Here is a 23,984-nt window from a genome sequence, read left to right as displayed (position 1 = left end):
AAGAGGCCCCGGTCCCTCCCCCAGCTACCGCTGGGAGGTGCCCCCATTTCACCGTTTCCTGGGGGCAAGCCCCCAGCCCCCCGGGGTCCGGGGCGGAGCCCCGGTTACGGGAAGGGGCGGGACTGGGGAAAGAAACTCCGCCGCGACGGCGCCCAGCCCCCGGCCACGGGCCCGGCGGTGCCGAACCGCCCCCGCCGTACCGCCCCCGCCCCGCGCAGCGGCCCGGCGGGTGTCGGCCCACCGTCGTAGTCTGGAGACCCCCGGCTCGGCCCGTACGGCACGCGCCGGGCCGTTCGCGTTGTCCACCCCCGGGACGGGAAAGCCTTCATGAGCCTGCACGGTCTGCTCGACGCCGTCGTCAACGATCCGGCGCTCGCCGAAGCGGTGAAGGCCGCGGGCGACGGCAACCGGCCGCACGTCGACCTGATCGGTCCGCCCGCGGCACGGCCCTTCGCCGTCGCCGCGCTCGCGCGCGACGCCGGGCGGCCCGTGCTCGCCGTGACCGCCACCGGCCGGGAGGCGGAGGACCTGGCCGCCGCGCTGCGCTCCCTGCTGCCCGCCGACGGCGTCGTGGAGTACCCGTCCTGGGAGACGCTGCCGCACGAGCGGCTCTCGCCGCGCTCGGACACCGTCGGCCGCCGGCTGGCCGTGCTGCGCCGGCTGGCGCACCCCAGCGCGGACGACCCGGCGGCCGGGCCCGTCAGCGTCGTGGTCGCGCCCATCCGCTCCGTGCTGCAGCCGCAGGTCAAGGGGCTCGGCGACCTGGAGCCCGTCAGCCTGCGCTCCGGGCAGAGCGCCGACCTCGGCGACGTCACCGAGGCGCTGGCGGCCGCCGCCTACGCCCGCGTGGAACTGGTGGAGAAGCGTGGCGAGTTCGCGGTGCGCGGTGGCATCCTCGACGTCTTCCCGCCGACCGAGGAACACCCGCTGCGGATCGAGTTCTGGGGCGACGACGTCGAGGAGATCCGGTACTTCAAGGTGGCCGACCAGCGGTCCCTGGAGATCGCCGAGCACGGCCTGTGGGCCCCGCCCTGCCGTGAGCTGCTGCTGACCGACGAGGTCCGGGAGCGGGCCGCGGCGCTCGCCGAGGACCACCCCGAGCTCGGCGAACTGCTCGGCAAGATCGCCGAGGGCATCGCGGTGGAGGGCATGGAATCCCTCGCCCCGGTCCTGGTGGACGACATGGAGCTGCTGCTGGACGTGCTGCCGGCCGGCGCGATGGCCGTCGTCTGCGACCCGGAGCGGGTCCGTACGCGGGCCGCCGACCTGGTGGCGACCTCGCAGGAGTTCCTGCAGGCGTCCTGGGCGGCCACGGCCGGCGGCGGCGAGGCGCCCATCGACGTGGACGCCGCCTCCCTGTGGGGTATCGCCGACGTCCGCGACCGGGCCCGGGAGCTCGGCATGCTGTGGTGGTCGATCAGCCCGTTCGCGGCGGACGAGGAACTGCTCGACGGCGACACCCTCAAGCTCGGCATGCACGCCCCCGAGACCTACCGCGGCGACACCGCCCGCGCCCTGGCCGACACCAAGGGCTGGGTGTCCGACGGCTGGCGCACCGTCTTCCTCACCGAGGGCCACGGCCCGGCCGCCCGCACGGTCGAGGTGCTCGGCGGCGAGGGCATCCCCGCCCGCCTCGACGCGGACCTGCCGGAGCTGACCCCGTCCGTCGTGCACGTCTCGTGCGCGGGCGTCGACACCGGCTTCGTCGCTCCCGGGCTGAAGGTCGCCGTGCTGACCGAGACCGACCTGACCGGCCAGAAGTCGGCCAGCAAGGACCTGGGCCGGATGCCGGTCCGCCGCCGCAAGACCATCGACCCGCTGACCCTGCAGGCCGGCGACTACATCGTGCACGAGCAGCACGGCGTCGGCCGCTACCTCGAGATGATCCAGCGCACGGTCCAGGGCGCCACCCGCGAGTACCTGCTGGTGGAGTACGCGCCCGCCAAGCGCGGCCAGCCCGGCGACCGCCTCTACATCCCCACCGACCAGCTGGAGCAGGTCACCAAGTACGTCGGCGGCGAGGCCCCCACCCTGCACCGGCTCGGCGGCGCGGACTGGACGAAGACCAAGGCGCGCGCGAAGAAGGCCGTCAAGGAGATCGCCGCCGACCTGATCAAGCTGTACTCGGCCCGCATGGCCGCCCCCGGTCACTCCTTCGCCCCCGACACCCCCTGGCAGCGGGAGCTGGAGGACGCCTTCCCCTACGCGGAGACGCCCGACCAGCTCACCACCATCGCCGAGGTCAAGGAGGACATGGAGAAGTCCGTCCCCATGGACCGCCTGGTCTGCGGCGACGTCGGCTACGGCAAGACGGAGATCGCGGTCCGCGCGGCCTTCAAGGCGGTGCAGGACGGCAAGCAGGTGGCGGTGCTGGTGCCCACCACGCTGCTGGTGCAGCAGCACTTCGGCACCTTCTCCGAGCGGTACTCGCAGTTCCCGGTCGTGGTCAAGGCACTCTCGCGGTTCCAGACGGACGCCGAGGCGAAGGCCGTGCTCGAGGGGCTGCGCGAGGGCTCGGTCGACATCGTCATCGGCACGCACCGCCTCTTCTCGTCCGAGACGAAGTTCAAGGACCTGGGGCTGGTCATCGTCGACGAGGAGCAGCGCTTCGGCGTCGAGCACAAGGAGCAGCTGAAGAAGCTGCGCGCCAACGTGGACGTGCTGACGATGTCCGCCACGCCCATCCCGCGCACCCTGGAGATGGCGGTCACCGGCATCCGCGAGATGTCGACGATCACCACCCCGCCGGAGGAGCGCCACCCGGTGCTGACCTTCGTGGGGCCCTACGACCAGAAGCAGATCGGCGCCGCGATCCGCCGTGAGCTGCTGCGCGAGGGGCAGGTCTTCTACATCCACAACCGGGTCGAGTCGATCGACCGGGCCGCGGCGCGGCTGCGCGAGATCGTGCCGGAGGCGCGGATCGCCACGGCGCACGGGCAGATGTCGGAGTCGGGACTGGAGCAGGTGGTGGTCGACTTCTGGGAGAAGAAGTTCGACGTGCTGGTCTCGACGACGATCGTGGAGTCGGGCATCGACATCTCCAACGCCAACACGCTGATCGTCGAGCGGGGTGACAACTTCGGGTTGTCGCAGCTGCACCAGCTGCGCGGCCGGGTCGGCCGCAGCCGTGAGCGCGGCTACGCCTACTTCCTCTACCCGCCGGAGAAGCCGCTGACCGAGACCGCCCACGAGCGGCTGGCCACCATCGCCCAGCACACGGAGATGGGCGCGGGCATGTACGTGGCGATGAAGGACCTGGAGATCCGGGGCGCGGGCAACCTGCTCGGCGGCGAGCAGTCCGGGCACATCGCGGGCGTCGGCTTCGACCTCTACATCCGCATGGTGGGCGAGGCGGTGGCCGACTACCGGGCGTCCCTGGAGGGCGGGGCGGAGGAGGAGCCGCCGCTCGAGGTCAAGATCGAACTGCCGGTCGACGCGCACGTCCCGCACGACTACGCGCCGGGCGAGCGGCTGCGCCTGCAGGCCTACCGGGCCATTGCCTCCGCCGGCAGCGAGGACGACATCAAGGCCGTCCGCGAGGAGCTCACCGACCGCTACGGCAAGCTGCCGGAGCCGGTGGAGAACCTGCTGCTGGTGGCGGGCCTGCGGATGCTGGCCCGCTCCTGCGGGGTCTCCGACATCACCCTGCAGGGCGCCAACGTGCGCTTCGGCCCGGTGGAGCTGCGCGAGTCGCAGGAGCTGCGGCTCAAGCGCCTGTACCCGCGCACGGTCATGAAGCCGGCCACCCAGCAGATCCTGGTGCCGCGCCCGGCGACCCGCCCCATCGGCGGCAAACCGCTGGTCGGCCGGGAGCTGCTGGCGTGGACGGGCGAGTTCCTGACGACGATCCTGAGCTGAGCCGGCGGGCCGGGCCCCGCTCGGCCGGGCCCCGCTCGGCCGGGGTCCGGGCGGGACGGCCGGGGGAGTGGGCGTGGGTGGTGGTCAGGGCGTGCGCTGGAGCACGACGAAGCCGCTGTCGGCGCCCAGGAGTCCGTACCGCGCGCCCGGGTGCATCCGGTGCGCGTCGCCGATCAGGTCCTGGGTGTTCCTGCCGTCGGTGACGCGCAGCGCGATGTACTCGGGGTCGATGCCGCGGGTGTCGCCTATCCAGAACACCCGGCAGCGGTTGACGAGCCGGCTTATCGGGCCGACGTCGGCCTCGACGGTGGCGCCGTCGGGGATGCGCTCGAGGAGCCGTTCGGCGGCCTTGACACTCTCCGGTATCCGGTAGGTGTCGGGCTGGGTGAGGGAGTAGACGGGCAGGGACGCGCTCAGCGCCAGGGCGGCGGCGGCCACGGCGGCCGGCAGCTGGTGGGCGTACCTGCGCAGCCACGGGCGGCCGCTGCCGCGGGCCGTGGCGAGGGCGTCGGTGAGGGCGATGAGGACGACGGGCATCAGCACGGCGCTGTAGTGCCAGTCGGTGCCCCAGTAGTGGTCGTCGTGGGAGACGAACCGCCAGCCCAGCGTGGGCAGGGCGACGATCAGCACCGGCGAGCGCAGGGCCAGCAGACCGGTGGTGGGCAGCAGCGTCCACAGCAGGGTGCGGACGGCGGTCTCGGCCGGGATGGTGGGGGCCGGGCCCTCCCCGCCGCCGATCTTGTTCCAGTAGTCGTAGGAGCCACCGCTGTTGAAGCCTGGGATGACCAGGCCGAGGGCGATCGCGGTGGCGGCGAGCCCGAAGGCCACCAGCCCGGCCGCCAGGGCCGCGTTCCGCCGGTCCGGCCCCGTCCCGCGCAGCCGGATCAGTATCAGCACGCCGATCGCGGCGGCCGTGACGCCCAGGTCCTCCTTCACCAGCACCAGTGGCGCCGCCCAGAGCACCGCCGTCCGCCAGCGCCGGCGCACCACGGCCTCGAGCGAGAACGCGATCAGCGGCATGGCGAAGGCGATCTCGTGGAAGTCGAAGTCGACCGCCCGCTGCACTCCCCACGACAGTCCGTAGGCGACGCCGATCGCCAGGCCCCGGCCCCGGCCGAGCAGGCCGGCCGCGAGCCGGGTGACGGGCACGGCGGACAGGGCGAAGAGCGCGGCCTGCACGACGAGCAGCGTCACAGGGGTGGGGAAGAGCCGGTACAAAGGCGCGATCAGCGCGGTGATCGGGCTGAAGTGGTCCCCGAGGATGTTGGTGCCGGGCCCCTTGAGGTCGGCTATCGGGGCCTGGAGCCGGGCGTAGGCCTGTATGGCCTGCTCGAAGATGCCCAGGTCCCAGGACATGGTCAGCATCCGCCGGTGCCGGCAGACCGACAGCGCTGTATAGAGGAGGAAGAGGACGCCGCCCAGCCAGTAGGGATCGAGGCGCGCTGCGCGCAGCCGCGTGAGGCGGGCGCGCTCCCGGGGCGCGGCCTCGTCCGTGCTGCGGCCCGGAGCCGAAGCGGCGGCGGTGGCCGAGTCCATGGGCGGTCCTTCCCTGCGGTGGGCGTGTGGGGCGGCGGGCCCTGCGGGCCGACTCCCGAAAGATAAGCGGAGTCCGTCCGGCGCCCGGCCTCCCACTCAGAGACGAGCGGCCGGGCCACCCGGTTCAGCCGGTTTTCTTCCAGTCGGCGCATCCGCTGGTCTTGAAGTATGCGTCCTCGGCGGCGATGGTCACGACGCCGCTCCCCGCGACGTTCTCGTTGGCGAGGATGGACTCCGTGGCGTCGTGCAGGGCGTCCTTGTCGCGCTCCCAGTAACAGCCGTCCGCCTTGTTGCCCGTGGACTTGTAGGTGCCGGGGGCTATGTCGACGCCCACGCGGTACATGCCGCTGCCGGCGACGGTGCTCTTGGGGGTGCCGCTCCTGTCGTCGGTCACCGGCTCCCAGCTCTTGCAGCCGCGGCTCTTGAAGATCCTGTCCTCGGCCTTGATCGTCACATAGCTCTGGCCCTCGACGTTGTCGTTGGCGAGGATCGAGTCGATGTCGCCCTTGGAGTCCTTGGCGCGCTCCCAGTAGCAGCCGGACTTGTTGCCCACCGAACGGTAGGTGCCGGGCTTGATGTCCGAGCCGACCTGGTGGGTGCCGTTGCCGGAGACGCCGCCCTTCCCGGCCTTGTCCCCTTCCTTACCGCCGCCCTTCCCGGACGTGGCCTCGCCGCCCGCGGCCCGGTCGGCGGCGGTGCTCTTCCCGCTGTCCTCACCGCTGTCGCCGCCGCCGGACAGGGCGCCGCCGATGGCGATGACGGCGACGAGAGCGCCCGCGCCGGTGAGCACCTTGTGCCGGGCGAACCAGTTCCGCTGCTTGTGCTGGGAGTGCTGAGACATGGCAACACCTTTCGGCGTGGAGTTCCGTGAACCGACGGGTCAATGACAACAGAAGCTGTGAACCGAGTCAACAAGATTCACGGGATCGAGTGAGTTCACGCTTGTGAAGGGGGTCGTCCCGGCTTCGCGGGTATGCTCGGCACCCACGGACCTACGTCGGCGTGTGGGAGGGAAGTCAGGTGCCGGACAGCGCAGCAGAGGTGACCGCGGCCGGGATCGCGCGGCTGGCCGGCGTCGGCCGGGCCGCGGTCAGCAACTGGCGCCGTCGCCACCCCGACTTCCCCCAGCCCGTGGGCGGCACCGAGACCAGCCCCACCTTCGACCTCGGCGACGTCGAGCAGTGGCTGCGCCACCAGGGCAAACTCGCCGAGGTGCCGCTCCGGGAGCGGGTCTGGCAGCAGCTGGTGAGCCACCCCCTGGGCGCCGCCGGCGCGCTGCGCCACGCGGGCGCCGTACTCCTTCTCCTACGGGACCGGCCCACCACATGGCTGGAGCTGGCCGCGCTCGGTGACATCGAGATGTCCGAGCGGCTGCCCGCGGCCCTCGAGGCCGTGCTCACCGCCCGGCTCGGCGAGCACCACCCCGTCGCGCTGCCCACCGCCGCCGAGCTCGCCGTCTCCGCCGCCCTGGTGCGCGGCGCCGCCGACCTCGCCGCCGGGCGTGGCGCCCCCCAGGCCTTCGAATTCCTCCTCGGCCGCCACCTCGATGCCAACCCCCGGCAGTACACCCTCACCCCCGAGGGCCCCGCCGAGCTGATGGCCGCCCTCGCCCTGGGCACCGCCGGCCGGCAGCCGGCCCGTACCGTCCTCGACCCCGCCTGCGGCACCGGCGGCCTGCTCCGCGCCGCCGCCCCCGCGGGCGCCGCGGCCGGCCCGGCGGTCCTCGGCCAGGAGAGCGACCCCGACCTCGCCGCCGTCACCGCGCTGCGCCTGGCCCTGCACACCGACGCGGAGGTGCGCGTGCACGCGGGCGACAGCCTGCGCGCCGACGCCTTCGGCTCCCTGGCCGTCGACGCCGTGCTGTGCCACCCCCCGTTCAACGAACGCAACTGGGGCCATGAGGAACTGGCCTACGACCCCCGCTGGGAGTACGGCTTCCCCGCCCGCACCGAGTCCGAGCTCGCCTGGGTCCAGCACGCCCTCGCCCGGCTGCGCGACGGCGGCACCGCCGTCCTGCTGATGCCCCCGGCCGCCGCATCCCGCCGTTCCGGCCGCCGCATCCGCGCCGACCTGCTGCGCCGCGGCGCCCTGCGGGCCGTCGTCGCCCTGCCCGCCGGCGCCGCCCCGCCCTACGGCATCCCCCTGCACCTGTGGGTGCTGCGCCGCCCCGGCGCCCAGGCCTCGCCCACCCCCCACCTCCTGCTCGTCGACACCGCCGCACTCGCGCCCGCCGGCCGCGACAAACTGCCCTGGCAAGCGGTGCACCACGCCGTCCTCGAGGCCTGGGAGGACTTCGAACGGCACGGCACGGCCGAGGAGAAGCCCGGCCAGTGCCGCTCACTGCCCGTCATCGACCTCCTCGACGACGACGTCGACCTCGCCCCCGCCCGCCATCTCCCGCCGTCGGCCGCCGGTACCGCCGCGGACGGCCTCGGCGACGTCCACGACCGCCTCACCCTCGCTCTGCGCCGCATCGGCGAGCTCGCCCCCACCCCGCCCGCCGGGCCCGCCGGCCCCACTCGCTGGCCCACCACCACCGTCGGTGAACTGGCCCGCGCCGGGGCGCTGATACTCCGCGCCGGCGGACCGGGCGCGGCCGAGAGCAGCACCCCCGTCCCCGTCCTCACCGACTACGACGTCAAGGCGGGCAGCGCCCCCACCGGCACCCTCCCCGAGGGCCCGGTCGAAGCACCCGTCCTGGTCGAGGCCGGAGACGTCGTCGTCCCCGTCGTGGGCGACGTCACCGTGGCCCGCGTCATCGACGAGGCCACCGCCGGAGCCGCCCTCGGCCGCGGCCTGTTCCTGCTGCGCCCCGACCCCGCCGCCCTGGACCCCTGGTTCCTCGCCGGCTTCCTGCGCGGCACCGCCAACCAGCGCCAGGCCAGCAGCTACGCCTCCACCGCAACCCGGCTCGACGTCCGTCGCCTGCAGGTGCCCCGGCTGCCGCCGGCCGACCAGCGGCGCTACGGCGCCCGCTTCGCCGCGCTCGCCGCCTTCGAACAGGCCCTGCGGGAGGCCGAGCGGCTCGGCGGGTCCCTGGTGCAGGGCCTCTACGACGGGCTGACGGACGGGACGGTCCGGCCGGAGTGAGACGGGACGCATCGGCCGGAGTGATCTGTCGCACCGTCTGATTCGTACAACCGGGGCGGCGTTGGCGAAGTCGGTAGATAGGCTCAGGCGTAACCAGGACCCCAGGAGCAGCAATGAACGGCCCCGGCCACGCCATGCCGCCGCACCCCGCGAGCAGAACCACGGTCATCGCCATCCGGCTGGGCCTGATCGTCCTCGGTGTCATCCTGGCCTTCACCCTGTGCTGGGTGCCGCTGCTGCGCCTCGCGCTGCTCCGGCGCACCCGGCGGGACTGGCTGCTGTGCGTGGCGTCGTTCCTCGTCCTCACCACCGGTGCGACGCTGACGATCGTCGGCGCGGAGACCAAGCTGGCCAGTGCCGGCGGCGGCATGCTGCTGATCGGCGGGGTCCTTTCCCTCGTCTACTACATCTACGGTGACGTCCAGCACCACGGCGCGCTGCGCGCGGCGAACCCGGCCGCCGTGAACCCACCCGCCGTGAACCCACCCGCCGTGAACCCGCTCGCCCCCGGCGCCCCGGCCTACGCCCCGTACGCGCCGCCGGCCGCCCCTTACGCCGCCGCCCCGCCCGACATCCACCACGCCGTGACGCAGTACCAGCACCAACCCCCGTTCGCGCACCGGCACCAAGCGCCGCCCCAGCCCGCGCCGGCCCCGCAGCCTTACCAAACGCCGACGGCCCCTGCCCCGGCCCCCGCACCGGCCCAGCCCGCCTACCGCCCCCGCCACGCCCGCCCGCAGCACACCCCGCCACCCTCACCCCCCGCCCGCCCCCCGGCGCCGGCGCCCAGCCGGCCCCGCATCGACGAAGTCCGCGCCGAGCTGGACGAGCTCAGCGACCTCCTGCGCAGAGAGCCCCGGGACCGTAAGGAGCAGCACGGGTGAACGGCCGCATCATCGCCGGGCGGTACGAGCTGGCCACCGTGATAGGCCAGGGCGGCATGGGCCAGGTCTGGACCGCGTACGACCGGCGGCTGGACCGCCGCGTGGCCGTCAAGCTGCTGCGCCCCGACCGGATGACCGGCGACGCCAGCGCCGCCGACGAGCTGCGGCGCCGCTTCGTGCGCGAGTGCCGGGTCACCGCCCAGGTCGACCACCGCGGCCTGGTCACCGTGCACGACGCCGGCAGCGACGGCGAGGACCTCTACCTCGTTATGCAGTACGTCGAGGGCGCCGACCTCGCCGACCACCTCGCCGAGCACGACCCCTACCCCTGGCCCTGGGCGGTGTCCGTCGCGGTCCAGCTCTGCTCGGTGCTCTCCGCCGTGCACGCCGTACCGATCATCCACCGCGACCTCAAGCCCCGGAACGTGATGGTCCGCCCCGACGGCTCGGTCCTCGTGCTCGACCTGGGCGTCGCCTCCGTCATGGACGCCGACACCACCCGCCTCACCCGCACCGGTTCGCCCATCGGCAGCCCCGCCTACATGGCGCCCGAGCAGGCCATGGGCGGCGCGGTCGGCCCGTACACCGATCTGTACGCGCTCGGCGTGCTGCTGCACGAACTGCTCAGCGGCGAGGTGCCCTTCGCCGGCTCCACGGCGCTCGGGGTGCTGCACCGCCACCTCTACGAGCCGCCCGTCCCCGTCCGGCACCTCCGGCCCGAGGTGCCCCAGTCGCTCGAGGAGGTCGTGCTGCGCCTGCTCGCCAAGGACCCCCAGCACCGCTTCGCCGACGCGCAGGAGGTGTACCGGGCCCTCGCGCCCCTGTTGCCCGCCCGCGGCTCGCACCTGAGCGCCCCCCTGGGGCCGCTGAACCCCACGCGCCCCTTCCTCCTGCCGCACGCCCCCTGGCCGGACCGGTCGGCCACCGCCCCCGCACCCGGCCCCGCCACGGCGTTCGTCCCCGAGCAGCCCGCGCCCGCCGGCCCGGACGTGGCCGAGGCCGTGGAGGAGGTCAAGCGCCTGCTCGACCAGGGCGGCATCACCCAGGCCGTGGACCTCCTCGGCTCGATCCTCCCGGCCGCGGCGGCCGAGCACGGCGAGCGCTCCACGGTCGTACGGACGCTGCGCAAGCAGTACGCCGCCACGCTCATGGATGACGGCCAGTACCGGCGCGCACTGCCCGAACTGCGCCGCCTCGCCGACGACTACGCCGCCGACAGCGGCCCGCGCGCGGTCCGGCAGGCGCTGCGCGCGCGGTACGACGCCGCCCAGTGCCTCGAGCAGCTGGGGGAGGCGGTGGCCGCGCTCGCCGAGTACCGTGCCCTGCTCCCGCACTTCGAGGGCCACCCGGACGACCCGCACACCCCCCTCGACATCCGCCGCCGCACGGGCCACCTCCTGCTCTCGCTCGGCGACCGCCAGGGCGCCCACGACACCCTCGTCGCACTCCTCCACGACGCCGAGCGCCTGCACGGGCCGCACCACCCGCTGCCGGCGGAGATCCGCCACACCCTGCAGTGGCTGGGCCAGGTGAGGGCCTGATTGCGGCGGTCGGAGCAACGCGGGCCTTAACACGTGCCCCAACTCCCCCGCAATCGTTGGCCGAATCAGTGGCCCGGTCCCCGCGGACTGCCTAACATCGATCACCGCCACGCCCTGTTCGTTCGCGATCTCTGCCGGGAGGCTTCATGATCCGCCGCAGGACAGCGTTCTCCGTCACCGCCGCCGGGCTGCTCGCCGCGGCGCCCCTGCTCACCGGGTGCGGATCGACACCGCACCCGGGCGCGGCGGCCGTCGTGGGCAAGGACCGCATCACCGTCTCGCAGCTGCAGCGGCAGGTCGAGGACGTCCGCGAGGCGCAGCGCTCCTCGCCGCAGGGCCCGCAGCTACTGGCCGGCAGCGCCCGGCTCAGCCAGGACACGCTGATCCGGCTCGTCCAGTACCGCATCGTCGAGCGGGCCGGCCGGGACAACGGCGTGGACGTCACCCGCCGGGAGCTGCAGGAACGCCGCCAGCAGGTCGAGCGGATGCTGGGCGGTGCCGAGGCGGTCGACGGCCGGTTCCTCGCGGCCGGCATCGCGCCCGGCCAGGTCGACCGGGAGCTGTCGGTCGGCCTCGTCCGCTCCAAACTGGAGCGGAAGCTGGGCCAGGCCCGCACCAACGAGGTGCTGAGGAAGACCTCCGACGCCCTGCACGTGGACGTCAACCCCCGCTACGGCACCTGGGACGCCGAGCGCGGCACCGCCCAGCCCGTCCCCGAGCCGTGGCTGCGGCCCGCGCCCGCCCCCGGGCAACCGGCGTGAGCCGCCGTCCCGGCCGTCGCCTAGGCTCGGCCGTGTGAACGACCGCGTGAACGACTCCACTGGCCGCATCGTCCTGCTCACCACAAGCCACCGGGTCGCCCCCGGAATGCTGTCCTGGCCCGCCTGGCAGACGCTGCGCGAGGCCGACCGGGTCCTGTGCGCCGACGCCGGCCACCCGCAGCTGCCGTATCTGCGGGAGGCCGGCGTCGAGGCCGAGCACGTGGCGTCCACCGCCCGCGAGCTCGTCGACTACTGCGTCGACAGGGCGCGCACCGTCGTGGTGATCACCTCGGGCGAGGGCGAGTCGGCGCTGACCGACGGGCTGGCCCGGCTCGCCGGCTCGGGCCGTGAGCGGATGCCGGCGCTGGAGCTGCTGCCCGGCTCCTACGACCTGCCCGGCGCCCGGCTCCTGGACCTGGTGCAGGTCATGGACCGGATCCGCGTCGCCTGCCCGTGGAGCGGCATCCGCACCCACGAGGACCTGGCGAAGTACGGCCTGGAGGAGATGTACGAGCTCCTGGAGGCCATCGAGACGGGCGACCGCGAGGCGCTGCGCGAGGAGCTCGGCGACGTGCTGCTGCAGGTCGTCTTCCACGCGCGGATCGCCGAGGACGACGCCGACGAGCCGTTCTCCGTCGACGACGTCGCGGGCGTCATCGTCGACAAGCTCATCCGCCGCCACCCGCACGTCTTCGGGGAGGAGGCCGCCGAGACGCCGGAGGACGTCAGGGAGCACTGGATGCGGGAGAAGGCCGCCGAGAAGGGCCGGGAGTCGGTCACCGAGGGCGTCCCGCTCGGCCAGCCGGCCCTCGCGCTCGCCGCGAAGCTCGCCTCCCGGGTCCGCTCCGGCGGCCTCGACGTCCCGCTCCCGGCGGGCGAGGGCGTCGGCTACGAGCTGCTCGCCCTGGCCGTACGGGCCGAGGCGGCGGGCACCGAGCCGGAGACGGCCCTCCGCGCGGCGGCCCGCACCTACCGGGACGCGATCCGCGCGGCGGAGGCGGCCGCCGGCGAGTAGCCCGGCGCACACCAGGGGTTCGCTCACCCGTTCGGCCCAGTGGCGGTCTTGACACGGCGGACGGCGGGTACCCGACATCCATGCGCTATGAGCACACGGACCTCGCCCTGCCGCACTGGGTGGGCGGTACCGCCCCGTTCATCGTGGGGCTGATCGTCTGCGCCCTGCTGATCCTCGCCTTCTTCTACGGACAGCGGTGGCGCGACAACGAGCCGCCCCCGCCGAGCCAGCCGCAGCGCCGCCAGGGCGCCTGGCAGACGCGCGAGGAGTACGACCGGGGCCCCTCCTCCCCCGACCACGGGCCGGGGCACAACGACGAGGAGGGCACGATCGGGTACGTCACCGAGCACCGCGAATCGGACCGCCTGCAGACCGAGGCGAACGGGGAACGGGTGCTGCCGCACGAGATCAACAACCCCGGCAGCCACCCCGAGGAGCCGTCCGAGGAACGCAAGAAATGGAACCCGGGCAGCAGCGGCTCCTTCGGCAGCGGCGGCAGCGGCGCCCACTAGCGGGCGCACAGGTAGCGTCGGGGAGTGCACGAGAACGGAACGCCCCCCGCCGCAGACGCGCCTGTCCCGCCCGCCCCCGACGCGTCTTCCTCACCCGCCCCCGACGCGTCTTCCCCACCCGCCCCCGCCCTGTTCACCTGGGAATTCGCCACCGACCCCTACCCCGCGTACGCCTGGCTGCGCGAGCACGCCCCCGTGCACCGCACGGCCCTGCCCAGCGGCGTGGAGGCCTGGCTGGTCACCCGGTACGCCGACGCCCGCCAGGCGCTCGCAGACCAGCGGCTGTCGAAGAACCCCGTGCACCACTCCGAGAGCGCCCACGGCAAGGGCAAGGTCGGCATCCCCGGCGAGCGCAGCGCCAATCTGATGACGCACCTGCTCAACATCGACCCGCCGGACCACACCCGGCTGCGCCGGCTCGTCTCGAAGGCGTTCACCCCGCGCCGGGTCGCGGAGTTCGCGCCCCGCGTGCGGGAGCTGACCGATCAGCTCATCGACGGCTTCGTCGAAAAGGGCGAGGCGGACCTCATCCACGAGTTCGCCTTCCCCCTCCCCATCTACACCATCTGCGACATGCTCGGCGTCCCGCGCGAGGACCAGGACGACTTCCGGGACTGGGCGGGAATGATGATCCGCCACGGCGGCGGGCCGCGCGGCGGAGTGGCCCGGTCCGTGAAGAAGATGCGCGGGTACCTCACGGAACTGATCCACCGGAAGCGGGAGGATCTCGGCGATGACCTCATTTCCGGACTGATCCGGGCGAGCGACCACGGCGAACACCTCACCGAGGACGAGGCCGCGGCCATGGCCTTCATCCTGTTGTTCGCCGGTTTTGAAACAACTGTGAACCTGATCGGTAACGGAACCTACGCGCTGCTGCGCAACCCGGAGCAGCGCGAGCGCCTCCAGGACGCCCTGGCCGCCGGGGACGAGAGCCTGCTCGCCACCGGCGTGGAGGAACTGCTGCGCTACGACGGCCCGGTGGAGCTCGCCACCTGGCGGTTCGCCACCCGGGACCTGACCATCGGCGGGCAGCGCATCGCCGAGGGCGACCCCGTGCTCGTCGTTCTCGCCGCCGCCGACCGCGACCCGGAGCGGTTCGCCGACCCCGACACCCTCGACCTGGCGCGGCGCGACAACCAGCACCTCGGGTACGGGCACGGCATCCACTACTGCCTGGGCGCACCCCTGGCGCGCCTGGAGGGCCAGACCGCGCTCGCGACGCTGCTGCGCCGCCTGCCGGACCTGCGACTGGCCGCCGACCCCGCCGAACTGCGGTGGCGCGGAGGGCTGATCATGCGCGGATTGCGCACTCTGCCCGTCGAGTTCACCCCCGGCCGGACCGCAAGCGGGTAAACCCGGGTCCCTACCCCGTGACGCGGCATCAACACGTGTGACCTCGGCGTGACCTGCGCTACACCGGCTTGTGACTCTCCGGGCACGTCGCTATGTTCGACGACCATCATCAGCCGCCACACGAGAGGCCAGCACATGCGCTCAGGGACCGGTAGACACCGCCGCCCCCGCCAGGTACCCGCCATCGTGGTCGCAGCGGGGGTGACGGGAGCGAGCATCGCCATGCCGCTGCTCGCCGCCACCGGCGCCTCCGCGGCCGACGCCGACACCTGGGACAAGGTCGCCCAGTGCGAGAGCGGTGGCACCTGGAGCGCCAACGCCGGCAACGGCTACTCCGGCGGGCTGCAGCTCACCCAGGAGATGTGGGAGCAGAACGGCGGCACCACCTACGCGCCGCGCCCCGACCTGGCCAGCCGCTCCCAGCAGATAGCCGTCGCCGAGCAGATCCTGAAGGACAAGGGCCCGGACGCGTGGCCCAGCTGCGCCGTGAGCTCCGGCCTGACGAAGGACGCGCCGGCGGCCGAGGTGAACCCCGGCGGCACGACTCCGGCGCCCGAGCCGGAGGGGACCGGAAAGCCCGTCAAGGAGCGCCCGTCGCCGTCCACGCCTGCGCACGGCAAGGACGAGCCCTCCGCCCCCGCCTCCGGTTCCACCGAGCCGACCCCCGGCGCGTCGCAGACCCCGGGCACCGCCACCCCGTCCGCTCCCGCGAGCGGCACACCCGACAAGGGCGACGGGGGCAAGCACCGCAAGGACCCGTCCGCCGAGCCGTCCGACGGCGCGACGACCCCGTCCGGCACGCCCTCCGGAACCCCGTCCGGCACGCCGTCGGGCACTCCCGCCACCGACCCGGCGCCCACGGGCTCCCGGACGCCCGGCACGCCCACGACGCCGGCCACGCCCGAGGGCTCCGCGGGCACGGGAAGTGACGCGGACGCAGGTGCCGGAACGGGCAGGCACCGCGCCGAGCCGCCGCGCTCCGGGGACGACTCCGAGCGCGCCTCGCGTGGTGACGCCCGCACCGGGGCGCCCGGCGCGGACGCCTACACGGTGCGGCCCGGTGACAATCTGTCAGCCATCGCGGAGGAGCACTCCGTCTCCGGCGGCTGGCAGACGCTCTATCAGAAGAACCAGAAAACGGTCGGAACCGATCCGGACCTCATCCAGCCTGGTCAGCGCATCGATGTCCGGAAGTAGCCGGGAAGTTCGGGCCGAATGTCCGTTCCAGTCGAAAGTGAGACATGGGTCTCGTTGAGCAATGCCCGGAATGTGTCCGTCCGTTGACCTCGAACCCGCTCTCACCTGCGGAAATGATGGCCGCCAAGAGGTAACAACAGGCAACTGTGGCTGAAAAGTAGGGTTTGAACCTGTCGGCCGCCTGTGTTTAACGTCGTCACCGCTCGCCACCGCGAGCACCTCGGTCGCCACGCCGAATCCTGCCGGCGGCCGGGGGAGTCGTCGCGCAAGCGCCGTAGGCAGGAGCGGGGGAACCAGGTAAGGCGCCGGAGCGGTCCGACGGCCAGCGGTCGTGGGAGCGGGACGGCTTGGGGTGAAGCCCGGTGCGCGCGAGCGGACCGGGCCGGGCGAACTCACTAGCCCGAACCCGACAGCTCACCTCGTAGGCGTCGGTGAGGAAACCGACTTATGTCCAAGGGCAAGCACCGTCGTCCGTCCAAGGCCGTCCGCATCGTGACCCTCGCCGGGGTCGCCGGCGCGGCCGTCGCAGCCCCTCTGATGGTCGCGACCTCCGCCAACGCCGCCTCCGTCCAGACCTGGGACAAGGTCGCCCAGTGCGAGGCCGGCGGCAACTGGGCCATCAACACCGGTAACGGCTACTTCGGTGGCCTGCAGTTCTCCGCATCCTCGTGGCGGGCCGCGGGTGGCGCCAAGTACGCCGCGCTCCCGCACCAGGCCACCAAGGCCCAGCAGATCGCCGTGGCCGAGAAGCTGCTCGCCATGCAGGGTCCGGGCGCCTGGCCCAACTGCGGCGGCGGCCTGAGCCGCGGCGGCCCGAAGGCGGACGTCGACGTCTCCGCCGGCTCCTCGAAGTCCACCGGCGACCGCACCTCCACCCAGAGCCACGCCGACCGCGGCCAGCGCCCGTCGACCGGCAAGCACGCCAAGCCGTCGCAGGGCAAGGAGACCCCGGCCGCGGGCAAGCAGACCCCGGGCAAGCACGCCAAGACCCCGCCGTTCAAGAAGGGCGACGGCGAGTACGAGGTCAAGGCCGGCGACACCCTGGGCTCGATCGCCTCCGCCAAGAAGGTCAAGGGCGGCTGGATGAAGCTCTACGACCTCAACAAGAAGATCATCGACGACGCCGATGTGATCTACCCGGGTCAGATGCTCCACCTGAGCTGATCCGCGGGCCGGTCCCCGAGTCGATCCCCCGGCCGGTCTCCGAGCCGATCCCCGGGGCCGGCCGCCGATCCGATCACGGCCGGCCCCGTCCGATCGTCGGACGAGCGAGCGCGCTCATCCGACGGACCGCCCCGCTCCGATGCGCTTCCCCCCGAGCCGCACCGGAGCGGGGCTCCGGCGTTCGCACGGCCGGCCGCCCGGCCCGCGGTGTCCCCCTTGAGCGAACACACCGGCGATTCATCCAGCGATCTCGGCTTTTGTGCCAATTTTCGGTCCGGGGAACGATCCAAGGGCGGGCGCAGCCTCCGGCGCCCGTTAGGCTCGTGCTGCAGAACTCCAGCACACACGAAGGAGACCCTCGTGCCGTCCATCGACGTCGTCGTAGCTCGCGAGATCCTCGACTCGCGAGGCAACCCCACGGTCGAGGTCGAGGTCGGCCTCGACGACGGCTCCACGGGCCGTGCCGCCGTGCCGTCCGGCGCCTCCACCGGCGCCTTCGAGGCCATCGAGCTCCGTGACGGTGACCAGGACCGTTACCTCGGCAAGGGTGTCGAGAAGGCCGTCCTGGCCGTCATCGAGCAGATCGGCCCGGAGCTCGTCGGCTACGACGCCACCGAGCAGCGCCTGATCGACCAGGCCATGTTCGACCTGGACGCCACCGACAACAAGGGCTCGCTCGGCGCCAACGCCATCCTGGGCGTCTCCCTCGCCGTCGCGCACGCCGCCTCCGAGGCGTCCGACCTGCCGCTCTTCCGCTACCTGGGCGGCCCGAACGCGCACCTGCTGCCCGTTCCGATGATGAACATCCTGAACGGCGGCTCGCACGCCGACTCCAACGTGGACATCCAGGAGTTCATGATCGCCCCGATCGGCGCGGAGTCCTTCTCCGAGGCCCTGCGCTGGGGCACCGAGGTCTACCACACCCTCAAGAAGGTGCTGAAGGGCCGCGGCCTGTCCACCGGCCTCGGCGACGAGGGCGGCTTCGCCCCGAACCTGGGCTCCAACCGCGAGGCCCTCGACCTCATCCTCGAGGCCATCAAGGAGGCCGGCTACACCCCCGGCCAGGACATCGCCCTCGCCCTGGACGTGGCCGCCTCCGAGTTCTACAAGGACGGCGTCTACAAGTTCGAGGGCAAGGACCGCTCCGCCGCCGAGATGACGGAGTACTACGCCGAGCTCGTCGAGGCCTACCCGCTGGTCTCCATCGAGGACCCGCTGTTCGAGGACGACTGGGCCGGCTGGAAGACCATCACCGACAAGCTCGGCACCAAGGTCCAGCTCGTCGGTGACGACCTGTTCGTCACCAACCCCGAGCGCCTGGGCCGCGGCATCGAGGAGGGCGCCGCGAACGCCCTGCTGGTCAAGGTCAACCAGATCGGTTCGCTGACCGAGACCCTGGACGCCGTCGAGCTGGCCCAGCGCAACGGCTTCAAGTGCATGATGTCCCACCGCTCCGGCGAGACCGAGGACGTCACCATCGCCGACCTGGCCGTCGCCACCAACTGCGGCCAGATCAAGACCGGCGCCCCGGCCCGCTCCGAGCGCGTCGCCAAGTACAACCAGCTGCTGCGCATCGAGGAGATCCTCGACGACGCCGCGGTCTACGCGGGCCGCAGCGCGTTCCCGCGCTTCAAGGGCTGACCTTCTCGCCAGTCTCCGTACGTCCCCGGCCGCGGTCCCGTACCGTGTCCGGGGACGTACGTTCGTGGCGGACTCTTCCCAGGGGAGGCGACGTGGGCGCGGACCGGTTCTCCACCGCGACCAGGCTCAAGGCGCTCGGCACGGCGCTGGTGCAGGGGCCCGCCGTGGCGCGGGTCTACCGGGCGCGGCCGCCGCGGCGCAGCCGGCTCACGGGCCGGGCGGCGCTGCTCGCGCTGGTCGTCTGCTCCATCGTCGTCGCCCTCGCCTATCCGATGCGCCAGTGGGTCACCCAGCGCTCGGACATCGCCGACCAGCGCCGCCAGACCGAGCAGGCCCGCGAGCAGGTGAAGCTGCTGCGCGAGGAGAAGGCCCGGCTGGAGGACCCCGCGTACGTCGAGCAGCAGGCGCGCGAGCACCTGCACTACCTGCGGCCGGGCGAGACCGGCTACAACGTGGTGGGCGGCGGCGGTGCCGCCAAGCCGCCCAGGGACCGGGGCACGGCCGACCGCCCGTGGTACAGCAACCTCTGGGAGGACGTGGACTCCTCCGACGGGCAGCGCTGACCGCGCCCCGTTCGAACCCGACTTCGAACCCGACCGAGCATCAACGAGCACGAGCGAGCACATGGACACCCCTCCTCCGAAGACCGAGCCCACCGAGCCGACCGAGGCGGACATCGCCGCGTTCAAGGAGCAGCTCGGACGCCCGCCGCGCGGCCTGCGCTCCATCGCGCACCGCTGCCCCTGCGGCAACCCCGACGTCGTCGAGACCGCGCCGCGGCTGGAGGACGGCACGCCGTTCCCGACGCTGTACTACCTGACGTGCCCGCGCGCCGCCTCCGCGATCGGCACGCTCGAGGGCTCGGGCCTGATGAAGGAGATGCAGGACCGGCTGGCGACCGACCCGGAGCTGGCGGCCGCCTACCGGGCCGCGCACGAGGACTACATCGCCCGCCGCGACGCGATCGAGGTCCTCGAGGGCTTCCCGAGCGCCGGCGGCATGCCGGACCGGGTCAAGTGCCTGCACGTGCTCGTCGGGCACTCGCTGGCGGCGGGCCCGGGGGTCAACCCCTTCGGTGACGAGGCCATCGCGCTGCTGCCGGAGTGGTGGAGCAAGGGCCCGTGCGTGAGCCCGTGCGCCGGCGAGGAGGGGTGCTCGTGACCCGCGTCGCCGCCGTCGACTGCGGTACGAACTCGATCCGGCTGCTCATCGCCGACGCCGACCCGGCCACCGGTGAACTCGAGGAGCTCGACCGCCGGATGACCATCGTCCGGCTGGGCCAGGGGGTGGACCGGACGGGCCGGTTCGCTCCGGAGGCGCTGGAGCGGACGTTCGCCGCGTGCCGGGAGTACGCCGGGGTCATCGAGGAGCTCAAGGCCGAGCGGGTGCGCTTCGTGGCGACGTCCGCCTCCCGTGACGTCTCCAACCGCGAGGAGTTCGTCCAGGGCGTCAAGGACATCCTCGGCGTCGAGCCCGAGGTGATCACCGGTGACCAGGAGGCGGAGTTCTCCTTCGACGGTGCCACCAGGGAGCTCGCGGGCCGCGACGACCTGGACAGGCCGTACCTGGTGGTGGACATCGGCGGCGGCTCGACGGAGTTCGTGGTCGGTGACGACCATGTGCGCGCCGCGCGCAGCGTCGACGTGGGCTGCGTCCGGATGACGGAACGTCACCTGGTCGTGGACGGCGAGGTGACCGACCCCCCGACGGCCGCGCAGGTCGCCGCGATACGGGCCGACGTCGAGGCCGCCCTGGACCTGGCCGAGGAGACCGTCCCGCTCACCGGGGCCCGTACGCTCGTGGGCCTGGCCGGCTCGGTGACCACGGTCGCGGCGATCGCGCTGGGCCTGGAGGAGTACGACTCCGCGGCCATCCACCACTCCCGGATCTCCCTGGAGCGGGTCCGCGAGATCACCGCCATGCTCCTGGCCTCCACTCACGATCAGCGCGCCGCCTTCTCGGTGATGCACCCCGGCCGGGTCGACGTCATCGCCGCCGGAGCGCTCGTCCTGCAGTGCGTGATGGAGCGCGCGGGGGCCCGGGAAGTGGTCGTGAGCGAGCACGACATCCTCGACGGGATCGGCTGGAGCATCGCCTGAAGGCGGTCCTCCGGAAAATGTTCGTGAAATCCTTCACATGAAATAGCGGTCCCGGAGCCCCGGAAGAGGGCCTTCTGACCCCCTTCCGGGGCCCATCGGGCCCAGCCGGCCGGGAACGGTCCGCTTTCGGTCGTGTTAAAGAAACGCTTATGCGGAACCTCGGCGGACCGTGGTCCAGTCGCCGCTCGGGCCGCAAGGCCAGTTCAGCGGGGGTGATCAACGCCCGGCGGCACCACTTGGTTCCATTGCGGGGCCATGGCGTCGGTCACAGGGGCGGCGGAGTGTAGCAGACCCTCCCCGGCGCCTTGTGAAGGGGCGCACGAGCACCCCCTCGGGGAGTGCTGGATACTCGAATCATGAGCACCACGGAGCGTCCACGGATCCTCGTAGTAGGCGGTGGGTACGTCGGCCTGTACGCGGCACGCCGCATCCTCAAGAAGATGCGCTACGGCGAGGCGACCGTCACGGTCGTCGACCCGCGCTCGTACATGACGTACCAGCCCTTCCTCCCCGAAGCAGCCGCCGGCAGCATTTCCCCCCGCCACGTCGTGGTGCCGCTGCGACGTGTGCTCCCCAAGGCGGAGGTCCTCACGGGCCGCGTCACCACCATCGACCAGGACCGCAAGGTCGCCACGATCGCGCCGCTCGTCGGCGAGGCCTATGAGCTGCCCTTCGACTACCTGGTCATCGCGATGGGCGCCGTCTCGCGCACCTTCCCGATCCCCGGCCTCGCCGAGAACGGCATCGGCATGAAGGGCATCGAGGAGTCCATCGGCCTGCGCAACCACGTTCTCGAGCAGCTCGACAAGGCCGACTCGACCAAGGACGAGGAGATCCGCCGCAAGGCGCTGACCTTCGTCTTCATCGGCGGTGGCTTCGCGGGCGCGGAGACCATCGGCGAGGTCGAGGACATGGCCCGCGACGCCGCCAAGTACTACCCCAACGTGAAGCGCGAGGACATGCGCTTCATCCTCGTCGACGCCGCCGACAAGATCCTCCCGGAGGTCGGCCCCAAGCTCGGCGAGTACGGCAAGAAGCACCTGGAGAGCCGCGGCGTCGAGATCTACCTCTCGACCTCCATGGACTCCTGCGTCGACGGCCACGTCGTGCTGAAGAACGGCCTCGAGGTCGACTCCAACACCATCGTGTGGACCGCGGGCGTCAAGCCCAACCCGGCCCTGGCCCGCTTCGGCCTGCCGCTGGGCCCGCGCGGCCACGTCGACACCTCCGAGACCCTCCAGGTTCAGGGCACCGACTACATCTGGGCCGCGGGCGACAACGCCCAGGTCCCGGACGTCGTCGGCCGCAAGGCCGGCAACGAGAACGCCTGGTGCCCGCCCAACGCCCAGCACGCGCTGCGCCAGGCCAAGGTCCTCGGCGACAACGTCCTGTCCGGCATGCGCGGCTTCCCGCAGAAGACGTACTCGCACGCCAACAAGGGCGCCGTGGCCGGCCTCGGCCTCCACAAGGGCGTCGCGATGATCGTCATGGGCAAGACGAAGATCAAGCTCAAGGGCCGCCTGGCCTGGTACATGCACCGTGGCTACCACGGTCTGGCCATGCCCACCTGGAACCGCAAGATCCGCATCTTCGCGGACTGGACCCTGGGCATGTTCCTCAAGCGCGAGGTCGTCTCCCTGCGTGCCATGGAGAACCCGCGCGAGGAGTTCTACGAGGCCGCCAAGCCGGCCCCGCAGGCAGCCGCCAAGTCCGACAGCCCGGCCCAGAAGGCCAAGGCCTCCTAAGTACGGCAGCACGGTACGGCGGTACGGCCGGGGCGAGCACTTCGCGCCCGGCCGTACCCGGCGCTTACCGGAAGGGCGTCCACCAAATCCGTGGGGTGGGCGCCCTTCGGCGTACCCGGACGGCGAAGTTGACCTAGTCTGGCGGAAGAGGGACTACAGCACGGCCCGTTGGTGTTCAGGTGTCAGGTGAAACTATCTCCTGACACTTCATCATGGAGGTGTGCGACATGGCCGAGGCCGCCCGACGGCTCACCGCGCTCGCTGAACGGATGCTGGGGGCCCCGCTCCCGGTCCGGATCCGCGCCTGGGACCGCAGCGAGGCAGGGCCTCCCGGCACCCCCGTCCTGATCGTCAGGCGTCGACGCGCCCTGCGCCGCCTGCTGTGGAAGCCCGGCGAGCTCGGCCTCGCCCGCGCCTGGGTCGCCGGGGACATCGACGTCGAAGGCGACCTCTACCAGGCCCTCGACCTGCTCGCGGGCTCCGTGTGGGAGCGCGGCGAGGACGCCTCCCGCCCCACCGGCCCCGCCGCCCTGCTGAACGCCCTGCGCGATCCGGAGCTGCGCGCCGCCGGCCGCGAGCTCCTCAAGCTCGCCGGCCCCTGGGTGCCGCCCGCCGTGCCCCGCGAGGAGATGCGCGCCGGCAAGGGCCCGCTGCACACGCTGCGCCGCGACAAGCAGGCCATCAGCCACCACTACGACGTCGGCAACGCCTTCTACGAGCGGGTCCTGGGCCCCTCCATGGTCTACTCCTGTGCGTACTGGGGGACGGACAAGGACGCAGCCTCCACGCTCGAGGACGCCCAGCGCGCCAAGCTCGACCTGATCTGCCGCAAGCTCGCCCTCCAGCCCGGCCAGCGCCTGCTGGACGTCGGCTGCGGCTGGGGCTCGATGGTCCTGCACGCCGTCCGCGAGTACGGGGTCACCGCCGTCGGCATCACCCTCTCCGAGGAACAGGCCGCCTACGCCCGCAAGCGCGCCGCCGAGGTCGGCCTGGCGGACCGCGTCGACATCCGGGTCCAGGACTACCGCGAGGTCCCCGACGGGCCCTTCGACGCGATCTCCTCCATCGGCATGGCCGAGCACGTCGGCTCCGCCCGCTACGCCGAGTACGCCGCCGACCTCTACGCCCTGCTGCGGCCCGGCGGCAGGCTGCTCAACCACCAGATCGCCCGCCGCCCGCTGAAGGACGAGGGCAGTTACGAGGTCGACGAGTTCATCGACCGCTACGTCTTCCCCGACGGCGAACTGGCGCCCGTCGGACGGACGGTGGCCCAGCTGGAGGAGGCCGGCTTCGAGGTCCGGGACGTGGAGGCGCTGCGCGAGCACTACGCGCTGACCCTGCGCCGGTGGGTGGCCAACCTCGAGGCCCACTGGGACGAGGCGGTGCGGCTGACCTCGCCGGGCCGGGCCAGGGTCTGGCGGTTGTACATGGCCGCCTGCGCGCTGTCCTTCGAGCGCAACCGCATCGGCGTCAACCAGGTGCTCGCGGTGCGCACGCCGCCGTCCGGCGAGCCGGGGCTGCCGCTGCGCACCCGCGACTGGCGCTGAGCACGGCGAAGGGCCCGGTCCATGGGGACCGGGCCCTT

At 72.8% G+C, this 23,984-nt stretch carries 18 protein-coding genes and 1 riboswitch; of the genes, 16 read left to right on the top strand and 2 right to left on the bottom strand.

All coding sequences use genetic code 11. The features are described from left to right. Positions 1-327: 327 nt before the first annotated feature. Positions 328-3,858: a transcription-repair coupling factor gene (mfd, locus tag ACIG36_RS17300; protein ID WP_399927983.1), complete on the top strand. Its 3,531-nt coding sequence runs from the start codon at positions 328-330 to the stop codon at positions 3,856-3,858. 84 nt (positions 3,859-3,942) lie between these two features. On the opposite strand, the gene ACIG36_RS17295 is transcribed toward mfd, so the two are convergent. Beyond that, positions 3,943-5,394, bottom strand: coding sequence for a DUF2079 domain-containing protein (locus tag ACIG36_RS17295; protein WP_399927981.1), 1,452 nt, complete (start codon positions 5,392-5,394; stop codon positions 3,943-3,945). 124 nt (positions 5,395-5,518) lie between these two features. Continuing rightward, positions 5,519-6,235, bottom strand: coding sequence for a hypothetical protein (locus tag ACIG36_RS17290; protein ID WP_399927979.1), 717 nt, complete (start codon positions 6,233-6,235; stop codon positions 5,519-5,521). Between the two features lie 179 nt (positions 6,236-6,414). On the opposite strand from ACIG36_RS17290, the gene ACIG36_RS17285 reads away from it, so the two are divergent. The 15 genes from ACIG36_RS17285 (at position 6,415) to ACIG36_RS17215 (ending at position 23,946) form a co-directional block, all read left to right on the top strand. Then, positions 6,415-8,484 (top strand): N-6 DNA methylase, encoded by a 2,070-nt coding sequence (locus tag ACIG36_RS17285; RefSeq protein WP_399927976.1) that lies wholly within the window; start codon positions 6,415-6,417, stop codon positions 8,482-8,484. A 113-nt stretch (positions 8,485-8,597) separates the two neighbouring features. Beyond that, positions 8,598-9,368, top strand: a complete 771-nt coding sequence (locus ACIG36_RS17280; RefSeq protein WP_399927975.1) for a hypothetical protein — start codon at positions 8,598-8,600, stop codon at positions 9,366-9,368. Beyond that, positions 9,365-10,909, top strand: a complete 1,545-nt coding sequence (locus tag ACIG36_RS17275; RefSeq protein ID WP_399927972.1) for a protein kinase — start codon at positions 9,365-9,367, stop codon at positions 10,907-10,909. The genes ACIG36_RS17280 and ACIG36_RS17275 overlap by 4 nt, the downstream gene beginning before the upstream one ends. A 146-nt stretch (positions 10,910-11,055) precedes the next feature. Beyond that, complete coding sequence (locus tag ACIG36_RS17270) at positions 11,056-11,670, top strand: SurA N-terminal domain-containing protein (protein ID WP_399927969.1); 615 nt, start codon at positions 11,056-11,058, stop codon at positions 11,668-11,670. Positions 11,671-11,704: 34 nt separating this feature from the next. Next, positions 11,705-12,685 (top strand): nucleoside triphosphate pyrophosphohydrolase, encoded by a 981-nt coding sequence (locus ACIG36_RS17265; protein ID WP_399927967.1) that lies wholly within the window; start codon positions 11,705-11,707, stop codon positions 12,683-12,685. Between the two features lie 80 nt (positions 12,686-12,765). Beyond that, the gene (locus tag ACIG36_RS17260) at positions 12,766-13,197 is read left to right on the top strand and encodes a DUF6479 family protein (RefSeq protein WP_399927964.1); all 432 of its coding nucleotides are present in this window, start codon (positions 12,766-12,768) and stop codon (positions 13,195-13,197) included. Between the two features lie 24 nt (positions 13,198-13,221). After that, the gene (locus ACIG36_RS17255) at positions 13,222-14,553 is read left to right on the top strand and encodes a cytochrome P450 (RefSeq protein WP_399927961.1); all 1,332 of its coding nucleotides are present in this window, start codon (positions 13,222-13,224) and stop codon (positions 14,551-14,553) included. A 201-nt stretch (positions 14,554-14,754) separates the two neighbouring features. Continuing rightward, positions 14,755-15,750 carry a transglycosylase family protein gene (locus ACIG36_RS17250; protein ID WP_399927959.1) on the top strand — a complete coding sequence of 332 codons (996 nt, stop codon included), beginning with the start codon at positions 14,755-14,757 and terminating at the stop codon, positions 15,748-15,750. A 260-nt stretch (positions 15,751-16,010) separates the two neighbouring features. Beyond that, a riboswitch (cyclic di-AMP (ydaO/yuaA leader) is annotated at positions 16,011-16,193 on the top strand. A gap of 4 nt (positions 16,194-16,197) precedes the next feature. Further along, a complete protein-coding gene (locus tag ACIG36_RS17245) occupies positions 16,198-16,914 on the top strand; it encodes a transglycosylase family protein (protein ID WP_399927957.1) in 717 nt (238 codons plus the stop codon). A 360-nt stretch (positions 16,915-17,274) separates the two neighbouring features. Next, complete coding sequence (eno, locus tag ACIG36_RS17240) at positions 17,275-18,555, top strand: phosphopyruvate hydratase (protein ID WP_399927955.1); 1,281 nt, start codon at positions 17,275-17,277, stop codon at positions 18,553-18,555. A gap of 92 nt (positions 18,556-18,647) precedes the next feature. Continuing rightward, entirely contained in the window at positions 18,648-19,118 is a 471-nt protein-coding gene (locus tag ACIG36_RS17235; RefSeq protein ID WP_399927954.1) for a septum formation initiator family protein, read from the top strand. Between the two features lie 61 nt (positions 19,119-19,179). Further along, positions 19,180-19,716 (top strand): DUF501 domain-containing protein, encoded by a 537-nt coding sequence (locus tag ACIG36_RS17230; RefSeq protein ID WP_399927951.1) that lies wholly within the window; start codon positions 19,180-19,182, stop codon positions 19,714-19,716. Continuing rightward, positions 19,713-20,654, top strand: a complete 942-nt coding sequence (locus tag ACIG36_RS17225) for an exopolyphosphatase (protein WP_399927948.1) — start codon at positions 19,713-19,715, stop codon at positions 20,652-20,654. Before ACIG36_RS17230 ends, ACIG36_RS17225 begins: the two co-directional genes overlap by 4 nt. A 356-nt stretch (positions 20,655-21,010) precedes the next feature. Beyond that, positions 21,011-22,399: an NAD(P)/FAD-dependent oxidoreductase gene (locus ACIG36_RS17220; protein WP_399927946.1), complete on the top strand. Its 1,389-nt coding sequence runs from the start codon at positions 21,011-21,013 to the stop codon at positions 22,397-22,399. 227 nt (positions 22,400-22,626) lie between these two features. Further along, positions 22,627-23,946, top strand: a complete 1,320-nt coding sequence (locus ACIG36_RS17215) for a class I SAM-dependent methyltransferase (protein ID WP_399927944.1) — start codon at positions 22,627-22,629, stop codon at positions 23,944-23,946. Positions 23,947-23,984: the final 38 nt, after the last annotated feature.

Source organism: Streptomyces sp. NPDC053048 (genome assembly GCF_044547045.1).
GTDB lineage: Bacteria > Actinomycetota > Actinomycetes > Streptomycetales > Streptomycetaceae > Streptomyces.
This window is presented reverse-complemented; position numbering and strand designations above follow the sequence as displayed.

What these genes read in the sequence shown, in the direction of transcription:
- ACIG36_RS17260 (WP_399927964.1), top strand. Translation starts at nt 12,766, where the DNA reads ATGCGCTATGAGCACACGGACCTCGCCCTGCCGCACTGGGTGGGCGGT.
- ACIG36_RS17215 (WP_399927944.1), top strand. Translation starts at nt 22,627, where the DNA reads ATGGCCGAGGCCGCCCGACGGCTCACCGCGCTCGCTGAACGGATGCTG.
- ACIG36_RS17270 (WP_399927969.1), top strand. Translation starts at nt 11,056, where the DNA reads ATGATCCGCCGCAGGACAGCGTTCTCCGTCACCGCCGCCGGGCTGCTC.
- ACIG36_RS17295 (WP_399927981.1), bottom strand. Translation starts at nt 5,394, where the DNA reads ATGGACTCGGCCACCGCCGCCGCTTCGGCTCCGGGCCGCAGCACGGAC.
- ACIG36_RS17290 (WP_399927979.1), bottom strand. Translation starts at nt 6,235, where the DNA reads ATGTCTCAGCACTCCCAGCACAAGCAGCGGAACTGGTTCGCCCGGCAC.
- ACIG36_RS17230 (WP_399927951.1), top strand. Translation starts at nt 19,180, where the DNA reads ATGGACACCCCTCCTCCGAAGACCGAGCCCACCGAGCCGACCGAGGCG.
- ACIG36_RS17245 (WP_399927957.1), top strand. Translation starts at nt 16,198, where the DNA reads ATGTCCAAGGGCAAGCACCGTCGTCCGTCCAAGGCCGTCCGCATCGTG.
- ACIG36_RS17280 (WP_399927975.1), top strand. Translation starts at nt 8,598, where the DNA reads ATGAACGGCCCCGGCCACGCCATGCCGCCGCACCCCGCGAGCAGAACC.
- ACIG36_RS17220 (WP_399927946.1), top strand. Translation starts at nt 21,011, where the DNA reads ATGAGCACCACGGAGCGTCCACGGATCCTCGTAGTAGGCGGTGGGTAC.
- mfd (WP_399927983.1), top strand. Translation starts at nt 328, where the DNA reads ATGAGCCTGCACGGTCTGCTCGACGCCGTCGTCAACGATCCGGCGCTC.